Genomic DNA, 16120 nt, shown 5'->3' with positions numbered 1-16120 from the left:
ATTGAATTGCTTGCGAGAGTAACGATGCGTTGATCCATCAGCAGCGCCAGAGAGGCGCTGCCGATGGATGTTCCATTAATGCGGAACCCTGCGCAAATGCGCCGGATTGAACCGTATTTCCTGTTGTTGCAGGGCATTCCGCAGGTTGATGACCGCGGGATCATGAGCGACATGATCTTTGTGATTAGGAACGGACTGCGCTGGCGAGATGCGCCATCCGCCTATGGACCTCACAAGACGATCTAAAGCCGGTTCATCCGCTGGAGCCGTCTGGGCGTGTTCAACCGGATCTTTGCCGAGCTAGCAGCCAAGGGTAGCAAGCCAGACAGGCTGATGATCGACGCCACCCATCTAACGGCGCGCCGGACGGCAGCAAGCCTGCTAAAAAAGGACTCACCCGACTTATCCGTCGTTTGCGTCGCGTAGGACGGCCCGACTTATCCGTCGTTTGCGTCGCGTAGAACCGCCCATATTATCGGGAATTTGCACGCATTTCCGCCGATTTTGCGCTCTCCCTGGCCCACTAACCGTGCCTAAATTCCCTGCTGCGATTGCAGGGAATTGCAGGGAATTTTTTGCGCGCTTTGCAGGGAGTTTTCTTGTGTGTCGCAGCGAGATTTTTGCGCTCTTGGCAAGCGGGCGCGCCATCGGCGCTGCCTGGTTGGTAGCATGGCGGCGCTAGGGGGATCGAGCCGGCTGCACGCCATCATGAAGATCGAAGGCCACAGAGCCAGCGCTAGCAAGGATAAGCGCAACGGCAGACAAAGCCTGCCCTATTGTTGGATAGGGCTGCAGCCCTTTCCCCTCGGGGCGTGGGGTAGTACTAAGCGACTATAAGAGGGGGCAGCGTTGAAGCTGCCTTGTAGCTAGAAGGCTATTGTCCTGCACGCCATAGACCAGAATCGCGCCAGGCTTTAGGATTTCGGCAGTTTTGCGTTGGTTTTGTCCTGCCTACGGCAGCGCAAGGTAGCGCCGCAGCACATGTTCCAAGCGGCTTTGCGGTTCGCGCATGAGATAGCTTCCCGTCTATTAAAAAGGGACTCAGCCCCCTCACGTGATCGAAGAGCGGGCACCTAATTGGCATAGCGGTGAAAAGCCCTGCCCCCCTGCTATCCATACAGAACCATTAGGTATCGGAAATATATGAATTTTCTGGCCCTTGAACATGGCTAGGAACAGGTTTTTACGGCAGCCAATCCGTGCCCGCCTTTATGGCCGTAGTGAGGGGAGAAAAGGGCATTGCGCACACGCTTTACCCCCAATTGCACCCATTTGACCCGATTTTGGGGGTCTGAAGGGGCTATTTTGGCCTCAAATGGTCCCATTTTGGAGGAAAAAAGGGGGTAAAATCGCCCAAAATACCCCTCCAAAATGGACCTTTGTACCTGTTTGACCATGCGTCTTCCGCACTTTTTGAGAAGATGTGCGCAGACAGGCATATATGCAGGCTTAGTTATAATGCTTTGACATATATCCTTTTAGAATATATCAAATGCAAATGTTCCAAGACTCGTCCCCTTTGCACAGCGATTTATCTGATTTTCCGCGCCCCAATCTCACGGTCGACCTCATCCTCATGACGATCGAAGAGGATGCCTTGCAGATTTTGATGCTCGAGCGCGGCAGCGAACCCTTTAAGGGGCATCTGACCTTGCTGGTGGCTTTGTGCATCCGGCAGAAACGCTCGATGATACCGCCAAGCGGGTGCTGCAGGACAAAGCGCATCTTGTGAATTTGCCGGTCGAGCAGCTTTATAGCTTCAGCGATCCAAAGCGCGATCCGCGCGGTTGGGTGGTTAGCGTTGCCTATTTTGCGCTGGTGCCTTTTGCCAAACTTGAGGAAGCGCCGGCAGCGATGAAGGGCTCGCGCTCTTACGTGTTGCTTATGATGGTGGGGCTGATGATGGTGAGGCTGATCATAAAGATGCCGGCTCCTGCACCCTCTATCATGGCAATATAAAGGGGCGGATCGGCTTTGATCATGAGCAGATGATCCGGCTCGCGGTCGATCGCTTGCGCGGCAAGCTCGATTGGTCAACGCTCGCTTTCGGTCTGCTGCCCAAACGCTTCACTCTATATGAGCTCCAATGCGTGCATGAGGTGATCCTTGGCCGCAAGCTCAACAAGGCTTTCTTCCGCAAGAAGATGCTTGCGCAAAAATGGGCTGATGGCAGCTCTCTTTTTGCAACGGGGATCGTCACGACCGGCCGCCAGCACAGGCCTGCTGAACTTTTTGAACTGCGCCGCGATGCGCAAGGCAATGAAGCTCCATGAATTTGCGCACCAGTCAAAGCCATCCATTACAAATCGCCAATATCCAGCTGCCCGATGGGCTTGGCCGGATCGGTATCACCTTCTGCCCTGGCAAATATCAGCCAGCCGCCATGACCGGCGGCTGGGCGCGTGATCTCGACAGTGATTTAGCAGCCATCCAACATTGGGGCGCGAGCGCCGTGGTGAGCCTTATCGAGCCTCATGAAATGCAGGCCCTTCACGTGCCGCATCTGGGCGAGGCGGTTACCCAGCGCAATATGCATTGGTATCATCTGCCCATCACCGATGTCTCGGTGCCCGATGCGCAATTTGAGGCGCAATGGCAGCGCGCCAGTGCAGAGCTAAGACACATGCTGCATGCAGGCTTTTCTGTGCTGGTCCATTGCAAGGGCGGGCTTGGCCGTGCCGGAATGATCGCGGCAGCATTGCTGGTCGAACTGGGTGAGCCTGCGCCGAGCGCCATTGCCCGCGTTAGGCAGGCGCGGCCCGGCGCCATCGAAACCCGTGCTCAAGAGGCATATGTTACTGGCCTTAGCGCATTAGGCTTTTCCAGCCCCGATCAAAGCGAAGCGGCCTGTGCCGACCGGGCGCGCGGTGCGCTCTTAGGTCTAGCTGTGGGTGATGCCCTTGGCACCACGCTTGAATTTTCACGTCGGGATAGCGCACCCTTTTTAAGCGATATGGTCGGCGGCGGTCCGTTCAGGCTTGAGGCTGGACAATGGACGGATGATAGCGCGATGGCGCTCGCGCTTGCTGACAGCCTCCATGAGCAGGGCGGCCTAGATGAGGCCGATCTCATGGCGCGCTTTGTCGATTGGCATGAAAATGGAAGCTATAGCTGCACGGGGGCGCTGCTTCGATATTGGGATTACAACGCGCGCAGCGTTGAGCCGTTGGAAGGCGAGCGGCAACCCATTGGCCGGATCAACGGCTCCGGATAGCGCCGGCAATGGCAGTCTGATGCGGCTGGCGCCCATTGCGATCCGCTATTGGCGTGACCGGCCATCCTTGCGGCATGCAGCGGCACAGCAAAGCCGAACAACCCATGGCGCACCTCAGGCGATCGAGGCTTGTGTCGAATATGCCGAATTGCTCAGCGATGCGATTGCGGGCGTGCCGCGTCATGAGCTGTTGGGCGGCCGCAAGATCAAGGGCGATGCGGTGATTACCAAAATCCTTGGCGGCGCTTGGCGCGGCAAGGCGCGGAGCGAAATCGCTGCATCGGGCTATGTGGCGCACAGCCTGGAAGCGGCATTATGGTCTGTTGGGCGCAGCGGCAATTATCGCCAGGCCATATTGAGCGCTGCCAATCTTGGCGATGATGCTGACACGACGGCTGCAATTGCCGGCCAATTGGCGGGCGCGATTGAAGGCGCAGACGCAATACCGGCGGCTTGCTCCAGAAACTTGCCTGGCGCGAACGGCTGACCGCTGCGGCAGACCGGCTATTTGCGGTAAGCTAAGGCGAGATAGCTTTCTCAGTCACATGATAGTTCAAGTTTTACAGGAATATACAACAACCCCGGATTGGCGGGCTGAGTTTAAGCGTCTTGAAGGCGCTTATGCGCCTTCAACGATCAAGGCCTATTATATCGATGTCGGCGATTTTGAAAAATGGTGCGCCGCTAAAAATGTGGCCATGTTGCCCGCATCACCGTCTACCGTCTGCGCCTATCTGGAAGACATCGCCCCCTATCTGGCGGTGGCGTCGGTAAGGCGGCGGCTTTATGCAATCAGCCGCTGCCATCAGCTGCTGCGCCTTCCTGATCCAAGCCGCGATGAAGATGTGCACCTGTCGATACGGCGGATCATGCGCGCCAAACATTGCCGGCCCCAACAGGCCAAGGGGCTGACCCAGGAATATCTTACAAAATTTCTGGAGGTGCAGCCCGATACGCCATGGGGGTTGCGCAATCGGGCGCTCATCTCCCTGGGCTATGACATATTGGCGCGCCGCTCAGAGCTGGTGGCGCTGATGACCGATGATATTGAGGAACGTCATGACGGCACATTGCGCCTGATCATTCGCCGGAGCAAGAATGACCCCTTTGGTATGGGGCGCCTCGCATTCACTTCGAAACGCAGCCGCGATCTGGTCGCTGAATGGCTCGACTGGCGCGGGCCCTATATCGAACCGCTCTTTTGTGGGATCTACCAGAATAGAGCCATTAACCGGGCCTTGAGCGCAGACAGCGTCAAGCTCATCATCAAGCATAGTGCACGCGAATGCGGGCTGGAGGCAGTCGAAGCAGAAGCATTCAGCGCCCACTCGCTGCGCGTCGGCGCGGGCTCAGGATCTCTTACGCAACGGCCATGATACCGCGGCGATCATGCGCGCAGGCGGCTGGAAGTCATTGGAAGTGCTGGCCCGCTATCTCGAATTTGCGGAGCATAAGTGTGGGAAGTGCCTACCTGAAGGGGACACGAACCCATGATCTTTCAATGCTGCTGATAAAAACAAGGAAAATGTAAATTCGTCATTGAGTTAAATTAACCTACAAAGGCTCTTGCGGTAGCGCCTCCAGCTATTCTAAATAGGTAGGATGTCTTAAATCTATATTCGAAATCTGGAAAAGCCGAAGATCGGCGATCGCAACGCAGCTTGCATCCAAATTCGATAGGAAACGGAAATATTGTGTCGAATAATTCTATTGATAATCAGAATGATGTAGAATTATTTTTTAACAAGAATAATCTTGAAGAAGATAATGAGCGGCTGCTTCCGCCCATCCTTTTACAATATTGGCAAACCGCCCGCAGATGGCGGTGGGTGCTGTTTTCCATCATTTTGGCAAGCTTGGTTATAGGCTTAGTCGTCACTTTGATTTCAGCGCCGCTTTACACATCGCGCGCGCAGGTCGAAATTAGCCGGCAGCAAAAAAATGTCACAAAAGTCGAGGGCGTGGAGGCTGCAGAGGCTGGGCGCGACCTCGAATTTTACGCAACCCAGTATAAATTATTGGAAGCGTTTCTCTGGCGCAGCGCGTAGAGAAATCGCTTAAGCTTGCGAATGATGATAGTTTTTTTGAAAACCATGGCGTGAAGCCATCGGAAAAGGCGGCCGATCGAAAGCGCCAAGCAGTTGGACTTCTTCGGACAAATATCGAGATCGCGCCAATTCGAAATTCTCGCTTGGTGGATGTGGTTTACACAAGCCGTTCGCCGGCGATGAGCGCAAAAATTGCCAATGCTTGGGTACGCGAATTTATTGCTTCCAATATGGACCGCGAGTTCGCATCCACTGCCGATGCGCGGCAATTTCTGGAACGCCGTTTGGAATTCTTGCGCGTAAGGCTTGAAGAGTCGGAACGGAATGCGACGCTTTATGCATCCAACAAAGATATCGTCGCGCTTGACATAACCCGCGACGCCGACGGGAAAACCCAGACACAGCGCACCTTGGCGTCGGCTAAGGTGGAAGCGCTCAATCAGGCGCTGATCGAGGCGACCAATCAACGCATCGCTGTTGAAAGCCGCACAGGATCGGGCAGCAACAATTCTAGCGAAGTGATCGACAGCCCGACAATTTCGAGCCTGCGCCAGCGTCAGGGCGAAGTTGAAGCCGAGCTTGCCAAAACGCTCGCATATTTTGAACCCGAATATCCGGCAGCAAAGCATTGCAGGACCAATACAATGCTTTGGGCCGCGCGATCACACGCGAGGAACGACGTCTTCGCGCCAATCAGTCTCAGGCCTATCAGGAAGCGTTGAGCCGTGAACGCCAGGTGGCCGCACAATTTAATGCGATGAAGCAGGATCTCGACCGTCAACGGCGCGATACCATTCAGTTTAACATTTATCAGCGCGAGGCGGACACCAACCGCGAGCTTTATGATGCACTGTTGCAGCGCTATAAGGAAATTGGTGTTGCAGGATCCGTAGGTGCAAGCAACATTGCCGTTGTTGATCAAGCAGAACCCTCAACATCGCCTTCTGCCCCCAAATTGTCGGTGAACCTTGGCATTGCCTTACTTATCGGCATTGGCCTAGCTTTGGCAGCCGTGTTGGCCTTGGAACAAATCGACGAAGGCATTCGCAGCCCTGCTGATGTTTGGCACCTTCTGAAACTGCCGCTCTTGGGCAATGTTCCTCTGACGGGTGGCGATCCGATGGACGAACTTGCGGACGTAAAATCGCGAATATCAGAATCCTATTTTTCCATACGATCGGCCTTGGCATTTTCTACGACACATGGATTGCCAAGCTCGCTGGCCGTGGTTTCAACGCAGCCAAGTGAGGGTAAATCAACAACTGCGGCCGCCTTGGCGACCATCATTGGGCGAACCGGCAAATCTGTGCTGTTGGTCGACGCAGATCTTCGCTCTCCGTCGGTGCACCATCTCATGGAAGTACCCAATGTGCGGGGCTTCAGCAATTTGCTGACTGGTGATGATGATGTGCAGGCCTGCCTGACCAAGACATCGCTCAAGGGACTGAGCGTGATGCCGACCGGTCCATTGCCGCCAAGCCCCTCTGAATTGCTGAGCAGTGATCGTTTGGCAGAAGTGATTGCAATGCTGTGCACAGAATTTGATCATGTGATCTTTGACGCGCCGCCGGTGCTTGGCCTTGCCGACGCCCCATTGATTGGCCGGGCGGTCGAAGGCTCAATTTACGTCATCGAGCCTGGTCGTGCACCCGTACGCGGCATCCGCTCAGCGATACAGCGGATCCAAATGCTTGGAGGCGTCCTCTTCGGGGTAATTGTCACCAAGATCGACCTGACGCGTCAGCATTATGGCTATTCCTATGGCTATGGTTACGGTTATGGCTATGGTTATGGTTATGGCGATGGATACAGCTATGGCTCCAATCGCAAAGACAATAGCGATGAGCGAGACGCAGCTTGAATTGCGCTTTCTCGGCCTAAAGGCTAATACCCCTCGGCGAAGCTAGGGAGAGCCGCAATGGCCAGCAGGCATAAAAAGGGCATCATCCATCGCCTCTTCCGGTCGATGGTGAAGGGAATAGCTAAATATTATGGCAGAACATTCTTCTGCCGCAGAGGCGAACATCAGCCACTAAAGCGAAGCAGTTTCTGGGTCGATGGCCATTGGCATAGCCAGTGTCGCAATTGCGGCATATCAATGACCCGAATAAAGAAGAGGAAATGGATAATCGCTGAATAAAGTGAGATCCAGTCCCAAATATAGCCGGCCAATTACGAGTAGCGACTTTGCTTAAAATTTATGGCTATATCATGATAATCATAGTTGATTTTTATAAACCATTGCACATATGAAAAAACGTCTCCTGCAGTTGGTCGCATGCAAATTCAGGTCTATATTTTATATATATTGCTCACTGCAGGTCTCACTTATGGACTTTCCGTAAATGGTGAGCGGATCGGGCATGCGCTGCGCCTCATGGACATGCCCAATGCTCGCAAATTGCATCAACGCGCGACGCCCTTATTAGGCGGCCTCGCTCTACTCATTGTCTTTCTGCCTATTTCCTTAGCCCTTGCCAGCCAGGTTAATGGCGGCGTCTTCTCAAGGCCTGGGATCATCTGGACGTTAAGCGTGGCAGGCATGGCCTTGGTTGGTATATTGGACGACCGGCACTCAATATCGCCGCGGACAAGACTATTTGCTTCAGCGTCGATATTTGCGCTGGCCGCCTATGCCGATCCGGCATTCAATGTCCGTGTGCTGGATTTCGAATATCCAAATTTGATGATCGGCTTAGGTCCCAAAACGGTCGCAATCTTGTTCACTGTACTGTGCTGTGTTGGCCTCGTTAATGCAGTGAATATGGCGGACGGCAAAAACGCGCTCGTTATCGGTCTCTGTCTGGGCTGGCTGTTCCTCATAACGCCGCGCGCGCCAATCACGCTCATTCCCTATATAGGCCTGCTCGTTGCCACTTTGGCCGTGCTTCTGGCTTTCAATAAGGATGGCAAACTCTTTTTAGGGGATGGCGGCGCCTATGGCCTTGCAACCGCCTTGGCGCTTCTCACCATCGCAATTTACAACAGACCTGGCGAGCATAGCACGCGTGCAATATCTGCCGATGAAATCATGATATTGTTCGCCGTTCCGGTTTTGGATGCCTTCCGATTGTCATGGAAGCGTATGCGTCGAGGCCAATCTCCCATGGCGGCGGATCGCGACCATCTCCATCACCATCTTCAGGATCGATTTGGCTGGCCGAGAGGACTATTTGTTTACTGGTTCGTGGCGCTCGCGCCTGCAACTGTATATCTCAACTTCCTATAAATTTGATCGGCAGGCTCACGCTTGGGCGTGAGGTGCATGCTGGAATTCGGGAATAATTCCAGAGAGTATCTCAATAGCACGCGCCGCCGAATTGCCCTCAATCGCCTCATCTAATTGCTGCAAGGCAAGCTCCAACTCTGCACATGGCGGCGTTGGCTCATGCGCTTTCATGATCAATGGGTGCGACGTTGTTGAAGGCGAATTGCCTATCAACAATTCTTCATAGAGCTTTTCGCCGGGCCGCAATCCTGTCACCCTGATCGCGACATCACCGGCGTGGCCATCCTGAGATTTTACACTCAGCCCGCTAAGCTCAATCATGCGAACCGCGAGATCATAAATGCGAATAGGCTCGCCCATGTCGAGCACAAATACATCGCCGCCTTCCGCCATTGCACCGGCCTGAATGACAAGCTGTGCAGCCTCTGGGATCGTCATAAAGTAACGCGTGACGTCCTTATGGGTCAGGGTAATAGGCCCACCCGCTGCTATCTGTCGCCGGAACAAGGGCACAACCGATCCACTTGAGCCCAACACATTTCCGAACCGCACCATCGAGAAACAGGTGGAAGGGTTGGACTTCGCCAACGACTGCAAAACCATTTCAGCGAGGCGTTTGGTGGCACCCATTACATTGGTTGGGCGCACTGCCTTATCCGTGCTCACAAGAACAAAATTGGTGGTGCCATGTTTAATTGCCTGCTGCGCAACGGTTCTTGTTCCAAAGACATTGTTGCGCGCGCCCTCGGTCGGATTGGCCTCCACCAAGGGGACATGCTTATAGGCTGCGGCATGAAAGACCGTGTCTGGCTTATAGCGTGCGAATGCATCCGCCACGCGGACAGCATCGGCGACCGATGCCAGCCAGGGTATGATATCAACGTCAATTTCGTGAGAGCGAGCGAGCGCAGTCAATTCCTGTTCGATCGCGTAAAGATTATACTCGCCATGCTCGAACAATATGAGCTGTGCGGGTTTTTGCCGAACAATCTGGCGGCAAAGTTCGCTGCCAATCGACCCACCTGCGCCAGTTACAAGGATTCTTTGGCCTGTGATCGATTTGCTGATCAGCGCTGGATCGGGCGGCACCGGATCACGGCCCAATAGATCTTCAATCTGCAGGGGACGAAGGTCGCTAATCGTGACCTTCCCATCAGCCAGTTCAGCTATGCCGGGCAGAGTTCGGACAGTGACCTTTTGACCACGCAAGCGGTCAACAATCTCCTGCCTATGTTGCCGCGTCGCCGAAGGGATCGCCAAGAGAACGTCACTTACCTCGAGGCTCTCGATTAGGTCGGGCAGTTCTTCAGGTGGGTAAATGGTTTTGCCATTCAGATTGCTGCCCCACATGCTCCTGTCGTCGTCAAGAAATCCAACCACGCCCAGTTCGGCACTGCTGGATAGACCTGCCTCCAACTGCCGCCCTGCAGAGCCAGCTCCATAAACCAGAACCCGCCGGCGATTCCCGCCTTTCAATATTGTGTGATAACCGTCGCCAAGCCAAAGGCGGGCAAAGGCGCGTGACGCCCCAATCGCCAAAAACAACAAGATCGGCTGCAAGACCCCAGTCGTGCGAGGAACGAGGAAAAGTCCTAAAACACTGAAGATCAGGGCATATCCGACCCCATATAGGATGCACGCCCAAGCGACACTGCTCAGCGCATGCCAGCCCACGTATCGGAATATAGCCCGGTAAAGGCCAAAGCGTACGAAAATAGGCAAAGCCAGCAGGATTGCCACTGCATAGGATAGCCATTGGTTTCCTTGAGGAAAAACCCAGTCATCAAGCCGTAATCGGTACGCCAGCGCAACGGTGGCGATGCAGAGCAGGATATCAACGCTCATGGCTAGCGCACGCTTGGCCGGGCGCGGAAGGGCGATCAATCGATCTCCGAAGGCGACATCTGTCAGCATAACGGCACGGCATGTAGCCGAGCGCTCCGATTAGTACAACCTATCGACGCTTCGCGTTTTACAAGCGGATTTGTAAAAAAGAAAATCACTAAATACAAATTAAATTATGATAAATGTAAATATATTCAAATTAATGTAAAATTTCTCAATTGAAGACCTTTAATACAAACTTAACTGTAAAGTTTGCATAGAGATTCATTTTTATTTAGAAGAACTCCAAATTACATTTTCCAAAGTTCTCATGAAAATTGATGATTACCCCTTTATTGAAGTTAACTGCGAAGGCAGGTCCCCCTAATATCAATAGGTAATCCAAATATTTGGAGATGCAAATTGAGCATTCAAAAGGATAATGGTGCCCACACAAACGTAGAATTTTGGGATGCGCAATGGAACCAGCGGTCTGCATATGGCGGAATTGCGAGCAAACTACGATCGGCGGATTTTGGTGAGAAAGGCGCCTTCCTGCGCGTCTTGAACCGGCATGCTCCTGGCCTATTTGCCACTGCGCGGTTGGTAGAGTTAGGTGGAGCCAGCTCTCGTTTTGCGATCGATTTAGCTAAATTTGCTCAATGCGACGTCACCATTGTCGACAACAGCGAGGTGGGGATAGAAATATCCAAGCAATTGTTTTCTCGAGAAAATGTAGAAATAAATACGATTTTCGGAGATATGTTTGATTTAGAAGAATTGGATGAAACGTTCGATATTGTAACTCACTGGGGCCTCATGGAGCATTTTGAGGATCCAGGTTTAATTTTCGATATCTCGGCACGTCTGTTAAAACCCGGAGGACATCTGGTTTACAGCATGCCTAACATGGCTGCCGCTGGAGCGCGGTTATGGAAGCTCCATGCGCCGGGCAATTTTTCTGCGCATATTTTTCACTCGGATGAGGCGCTAGATCGGGCCGCGATCGCCAGCGGTTTTGAAACTCAGAAAATATTTCACTTCGGCGTTCCGCTTGTGCGCATGGCTCCAGCTGAACAAAATCGTTTGTCGGCTCGTGTGGCCGACGGCGTGCATGCAAGTCTGCTGGCAGCGCAATTGATATCGCCAGCAATCTGGACATCGGGCCACCATAAGATTGCATCAACGCGGGCATTCATACTCAAGAAAACGCGCTGACGATCCCAAACTGCGGCAGAGGTCAGAAGACCACAAAAATCAACTTATTGATTTGCATTGCTTAAGTTTGATTTTTCCCAAGCGGCAAACATCAAAATTGGCCAAATTTTATGTTGGAAGTTTCTTCTTCCCGACAAATGGTCATTCCAGATCTTGTTGACTTGCTTCATATTGAAATACTGCCCGTTTTCAGGGAAGCTTAACAGGTCTTCGGCCCATTCACGTAGGGGGCCGCGCAGCCACACATGGATCGGGATGCCAAAACCATGTTTGGGCCGCTCAATCAGCTTTCTAGGTACATGCCGGTACAAGACTTCCCGCAATGGCCATTTTGTAACGCCGTGAGCCAGCTTAATGTCGACGGGCAGGCTCCATGCAAATCGCATGACGTCGACATCGAGCATCGGCACCCGCGTTTCGAGCGAAACGGCCATCGCGGCTCGGTCGACTTTGGTTAGGATGTCACCCGGCAGATAATGAATGCAGTCCTTGGCCATCATCTGGTCCGTCAAAGATAGCTTCGCAAGACGCGCAATATCGCGGCCCTCAAAGCCGTCATATTCGACTGAGCCCACTGCAAGCTCGGCCACATTCTGGTTGATGCTGAGCAATCCTTGATACACGGAATCCCCATCGCGCGAGGCCAGAATGTTCGCGGTTTTATGGAGTTTTTCGCCCAGCCCCGACATTTTGCCGCCGAGCAATCTGCGATCAACCTGATCCCATCCATTAGGCGATATGGCCTCGATCATATATTTAGATGCCAGCCTGACTGGACGCGGAATCCGGGAAATCGCTGGCCATGTTTTGTGGGCATGAATGTGGCGATTATAGCCTGCGAACATTTCGTCACCGGCATCTCCCGAAAGGGCAACCGTCACCACTTCCCGTGCCATTTTCGACACAAGATAAGTGGGAACCTGAGAGGAATCGGCAAAGGGTTCGCTATAATAGGAGGGCAGTGACGGGATAACGGCTTGCGCTTCGGACGGTGAAACAATCATCTCATGATGATCTGTCCCTAAATGCTCAGCCACAGCTCTCGCATGCGGGGACTCGTCATATTCCTTAACGGTGAAGCCGATTGAGAAGGTTTTGATCGGACTGCTTGAGGACGCCTGCAGCAGGGCTGTGACGGCCGATGAATCGACCCCACCTGACAAAAAGGTGCCCAAAGGCACATCCGCCACGGATTGGCGCTGGACTGCCTGCGTCAGCAGTCGCTCAAGTTCGTCAACCGCATCCTCCGGCGAACCCGCGAAAGGATTGGCCTGTGCGGAAACATATTCGTCAATCGTATCCCAATAGGCGCTAAACTGTTCGCGTCCCTCCGCATCAAAGGTCATGGCCGCCCCGGGCCGCAACTTGCTGATATTTCGGTAGATGCAATGCGGGTCCGGAATATGCCCATAGCGCAGCAACAAGCCGACGCTTTCCGGTGCGGTCTCCGGTTCAAATTCGGGATAGGCCCGCAGTGCCGCGAGATCTGAGGCAAACAAGAGCGCGCGATGCGGTCCGTGACCGGTCCAACCATAATAGAGCGGCTTTTCTCCCATCCGGTCACGGGCGATGGTCAGCTGCCCGGTCTGTCGATCCCAAAGTGCGAACGCAAACATTCCATTGAGCGCCTTCAATGTGCGCTCAACACCCCAACTCATAATCCCGGCAAGGATGACCTCCGTATCCGAATGGCCGCGCCATTCGAAGTGATGACCCTCCACTCTCAGTTGCTGCCGGATATCCTCAAAATTATAAATCTCGCCATTATAGGTGATGATGAAACGCCCATTGGCAGAGGCCATTGGCTGCGCACCGGCTTCAGAAAGGTCGATGATTGAAAGGCGGCGATGGCCAAAGGCGACCCCTTTTTCCTGGTCGAACCAGGCTCCCGACGCATCGGGCCCACGGCGAATGATGCGATCCGTCATCGACGTCAGAATGTCTTTGTCGGAGGGACCAAGCCCTGATGGCCGCCAAAATCCAGCAATACCGCACATAGTTTTTCAGAACCTATTGATCAGAACTGTTTCAAGTCGCACTCAACACTTCGCGCCGTATCAGCGCAAAATTGACCAACGACACAAGAAGCGCCGCGCCTACAAAAGCCAATATGCCCATTGCTGCACTCATTTGGGTGAAAAGCAGCAGATAGAATATGGTTCGCATGGCCACGCTAGAAAAATTCACAATCAGGAGTTTTCGATGCCCTCCCGTCATTGTGAGATAGGCAGCCGGGAATGTACCAACCATTGACAGGCATCGGATGACGAGCGCCGCTACGAGGATGTCCATCGAAACATAGCGCGTCAGCCCCACACCGATAAAGTCGAGCATGGGATCCTTGAGGGCGATCAGCACAAGCGAGATCAGCGCACCAAAACCAACAGATGCCGCCGTTGAAAACAGACATATCTGCCGCAGGCCGCGATGATCCTTCGCGCTCGCCAATACGGCAAGCTTGGGCATGATGAAGATGCCGATGAACACGGACGGGATGGCGCATATGTTCATCAGAATGAGCAATATTCCAAGCGCACCGATTTCATCCTTGGGAAGGAAAATCGACAAGAAAATGATGTCGAACCGGGAGGAAAGCAGCTCGGTAAGGTTATAGGTCATCAAGCCAAGGGAAGCGTTTCGCCACTCCTTCGCTTGCGCGGGCGTCGTTCCCGTCGACGGCTCGCTGCGCAGGGCACTGAATTTCCGCAACAGCACTGTGCCGCCGACAAGGAACCCTGCCAGCCCACCAATGAACAGCGCCGTGAGGGCTTCGATCAATGTTGCCGACCACGCCAAGAAAAGCATGGCCAGCGCCGCCAGAAAAACGGCAAGATCGCGCGCCACACGATCAAGGCCAATTGCCAGCGAGAGCCCGCCCATTCCGCGCAATATCCCCGACAGGCTCCGTGTTGCACCCCAGGTCAGAATGATGCCGATCGACAGAAGCAGGATGGTGCCGGAGACGGCATCGACGAAATAAAGATATAATGCCCCACCCAGAGCCGCGGCAATGCTGGGCAAGGCAGTCAATCGAATGGCGTAAAGGATGAAACTGCGCAGCTTGGTGTCGTCATTTTTGGCGTGCGCGACCGACACAAAGCGAACGGCAGATACATCAAGCCCCGCAGCGCCCACGGCAGACAAAATGGCGGCTACCGAGTAAATCAGGATATAAGTCCCGAAATCTTGAGGGCTGAGGACTTTGCCCAGAATCAACTGCCCAGCAAAAGTCGCGAAGAGGCCAACGCAAAAAATCAGCGACGAGTAAAGTCCGCCAAATCGCCGCAGAGGCTCTAAAATACTGCTGCTAAACCTGCCCAAAAGCGTCATTGCTGGGGCGCATCATTCTCAACGACCCGCTGCCATTGCACATAATAGGGCATGAGAAGCAACAAAACCGTGAACCAGAAAATGGGGAGGCGAAATACGAAGTGGAATGCCGTGAATATCGCCAGGGCTACGATACCTAAGGCCCGGATCAATCGCACATCATCATATTTCCTAAATAGTTGGACGATGATCAGAGCGATTGGGACAAAACCAAAAAGGCCGGAAATGCTGAGCCAATCAATCAATGAGTTGTGGGCTTCGAAGCCTTGGAAGGGCGCACCCAGCCCCGACCACGCCCCCGGCCCGTTGCCAAATAGCGGACTGTGCTGCCACGCCATCCAGCCATGGCGCCACAAAAGTGTTCGGTCCGTATCCTGCCCGCCTTGCTGCAACTGGCTTTCGATGAGCCCACCCACGCCTCCGAAGATATGCGGAAAGGCGGCGGCCAGACTTAAGAGGAAGGCCAGCGACAAAAACGTCCCAGCAACGATAACAAGCCATAATTTGATCTGGTAACGCTTGAGCACGATGAGACCAAAAACCGCGGTCGCAACTGGCAAGCATATCATGAAGGCATCGCTCTTTGAGGCCAAACCATAAGCGAGGGTGAATGGAGTGGCCGCTGCCGCGATATAGAAAGTGATATTGGAGCGCGTGTGCATGATGACCATTGCCAGCGCGACCAAAGTCGCCAGAGCCTGCAACGCCACCTGGTTCGGGTTGGCAGATAAGCCGCTGAAGCGGTCTTCATACATCATCGCAGCGTTAGATGTGAGCGCGCCGAAGGTGTAGATAATTCCTAGAAAGAGCGACGCAAAGGCAAAGCCCGCCAGCAACGAGTCCCCCTCATCTCCCTCCACTACAATGACCAGACAGATTGTTACCAAGGACGTGGCTATAAAGGGAGCGGCCGGAACGAAAAACGATGCTAACGGATACAGCCCGCTTTGACTGTTGATGACGGTTGACGCCCCAATCGCCAAGATTGACCAGATCGCGTAGATGAAGACGGGACTACGAAAATAGATTTTTAGTGAAGAATCTTCGCCTCCACCCAAAGGTTCGTCAGCCAGTGACTTGGGCTTGATGAAGTTCGAACCCGCGGCAGCAAGTGCGCCAGCAACGAGCAAAAGGTCGAGGATACCAATTGGCTCGTCACCCCGCAATTGCGTCATCTGCGCCAAAACTAAGAAGGCACCGAGCAAAAAAGCAAGTATCACTGCCTTACACTTTCATCATCGCGGTCAAAGCATCAGC

General features: G+C 53.6%; 14 protein-coding genes and 1 pseudogene. 11 read left to right on the top strand and 4 right to left on the bottom strand.

Going from position 1 to position 16120, the window contains the following annotated elements; genetic code table 11:
• The first annotated feature begins 63 nt into the window (after nucleotides 1-63).
• The 10 genes and pseudogenes from RSE16_03720 to RSE16_03675 all read left to right on the top strand — a co-directional run bounded on the left by RSE16_03720 (nucleotide 64) and on the right by RSE16_03675 (nucleotide 8491).
• Nucleotides 64-390, top strand: a pseudogene (locus RSE16_03720) (transposase).
• A gap of 1275 nt (nucleotides 391-1665) precedes the next feature.
• Nucleotides 1666-1959 carry a hypothetical protein gene (locus RSE16_03715; GenBank protein ID WRH76585.1) on the top strand — a complete coding sequence of 98 codons (294 nt, stop codon included), beginning with the start codon at nucleotides 1666-1668 and terminating at the stop codon, nucleotides 1957-1959.
• Nucleotides 1960-1988: 29 nt separating this feature from the next.
• Nucleotides 1989-2273, top strand: a complete 285-nt coding sequence (locus RSE16_03710; GenBank protein WRH76584.1) for a hypothetical protein — start codon at nucleotides 1989-1991, stop codon at nucleotides 2271-2273.
• Nucleotides 2270-3214 carry an ADP-ribosylglycohydrolase family protein gene (locus RSE16_03705; protein ID WRH76583.1) on the top strand — a complete coding sequence of 315 codons (945 nt, stop codon included), beginning with the start codon at nucleotides 2270-2272 and terminating at the stop codon, nucleotides 3212-3214. The genes RSE16_03710 and RSE16_03705 overlap by 4 nt, the downstream gene beginning before the upstream one ends.
• Nucleotides 3099-3701, top strand: coding sequence for an ADP-ribosylglycohydrolase family protein (locus tag RSE16_03700; protein WRH76582.1), 603 nt, complete (start codon nucleotides 3099-3101; stop codon nucleotides 3699-3701). Before RSE16_03705 ends, RSE16_03700 begins: the two co-directional genes overlap by 116 nt.
• A 58-nt stretch (nucleotides 3702-3759) precedes the next feature.
• A complete protein-coding gene (locus RSE16_03695) occupies nucleotides 3760-4590 on the top strand; it encodes a tyrosine-type recombinase/integrase (protein WRH76581.1) in 831 nt (276 codons plus the stop codon).
• 318 nt (nucleotides 4591-4908) lie between these two features.
• A complete protein-coding gene (locus RSE16_03690; GenBank protein WRH76580.1) occupies nucleotides 4909-5262 on the top strand; it encodes a Wzz/FepE/Etk N-terminal domain-containing protein in 354 nt (117 codons plus the stop codon).
• 179 nt (nucleotides 5263-5441) lie between these two features.
• Nucleotides 5442-5984: a hypothetical protein gene (locus RSE16_03685; GenBank protein ID WRH76579.1), complete on the top strand. Its 543-nt coding sequence runs from the start codon at nucleotides 5442-5444 to the stop codon at nucleotides 5982-5984.
• Nucleotides 5891-7123, top strand: a complete 1233-nt coding sequence (locus RSE16_03680; protein WRH76578.1) for a polysaccharide biosynthesis tyrosine autokinase — start codon at nucleotides 5891-5893, stop codon at nucleotides 7121-7123. The genes RSE16_03685 and RSE16_03680 overlap by 94 nt, the downstream gene beginning before the upstream one ends.
• 417 nt (nucleotides 7124-7540) lie before the next feature.
• Nucleotides 7541-8491 (top strand): MraY family glycosyltransferase, encoded by a 951-nt coding sequence (locus tag RSE16_03675; protein WRH76577.1) that lies wholly within the window; start codon nucleotides 7541-7543, stop codon nucleotides 8489-8491.
• A gap of 15 nt (nucleotides 8492-8506) precedes the next feature.
• On the opposite strand, the gene RSE16_03670 is transcribed toward RSE16_03675, so the two are convergent.
• Nucleotides 8507-10336, bottom strand: coding sequence for a nucleoside-diphosphate sugar epimerase/dehydratase (locus RSE16_03670; protein WRH76576.1), 1830 nt, complete (start codon nucleotides 10334-10336; stop codon nucleotides 8507-8509).
• Nucleotides 10337-10738: 402 nt separating this feature from the next.
• Here RSE16_03670 and RSE16_03665 point away from each other — a divergent pair, with 402 nt between their 5' ends.
• Entirely contained in the window at nucleotides 10739-11533 is a 795-nt protein-coding gene (locus RSE16_03665; GenBank protein WRH76575.1) for a class I SAM-dependent methyltransferase, read from the top strand.
• A gap of 44 nt (nucleotides 11534-11577) precedes the next feature.
• On the opposite strand, the gene asnB is transcribed toward RSE16_03665, so the two are convergent.
• Genes asnB through RSE16_03650 form a run of 3 tightly spaced genes read right to left on the bottom strand, consistent with a single transcriptional unit; the run spans nucleotide 11578 to nucleotide 16083 of the window.
• On the bottom strand, nucleotides 11578-13530 hold the full coding sequence (gene asnB / locus RSE16_03660; GenBank protein ID WRH76574.1) for an asparagine synthase (glutamine-hydrolyzing): 1953 nt from the start codon (nucleotides 13528-13530) through the stop codon (nucleotides 11578-11580).
• 31 nt (nucleotides 13531-13561) lie between these two features.
• Nucleotides 13562-14863: an oligosaccharide flippase family protein gene (locus tag RSE16_03655; GenBank protein WRH76573.1), complete on the bottom strand. Its 1302-nt coding sequence runs from the start codon at nucleotides 14861-14863 to the stop codon at nucleotides 13562-13564.
• Nucleotides 14860-16083, bottom strand: coding sequence for an O-antigen ligase family protein (locus RSE16_03650; protein WRH76572.1), 1224 nt, complete (start codon nucleotides 16081-16083; stop codon nucleotides 14860-14862). Before RSE16_03650 ends, RSE16_03655 begins: the two co-directional genes overlap by 4 nt.
• Nucleotides 16084-16120: the final 37 nt, after the last annotated feature.

The organism is Sphingobium sp. (genome assembly GCA_035196065.1).
Taxonomy (GTDB): Bacteria; Pseudomonadota; Alphaproteobacteria; order Sphingomonadales; family Sphingomonadaceae; genus Sphingorhabdus_B; species Sphingorhabdus_B rara.
This window is presented reverse-complemented; position numbering and strand designations above follow the sequence as displayed.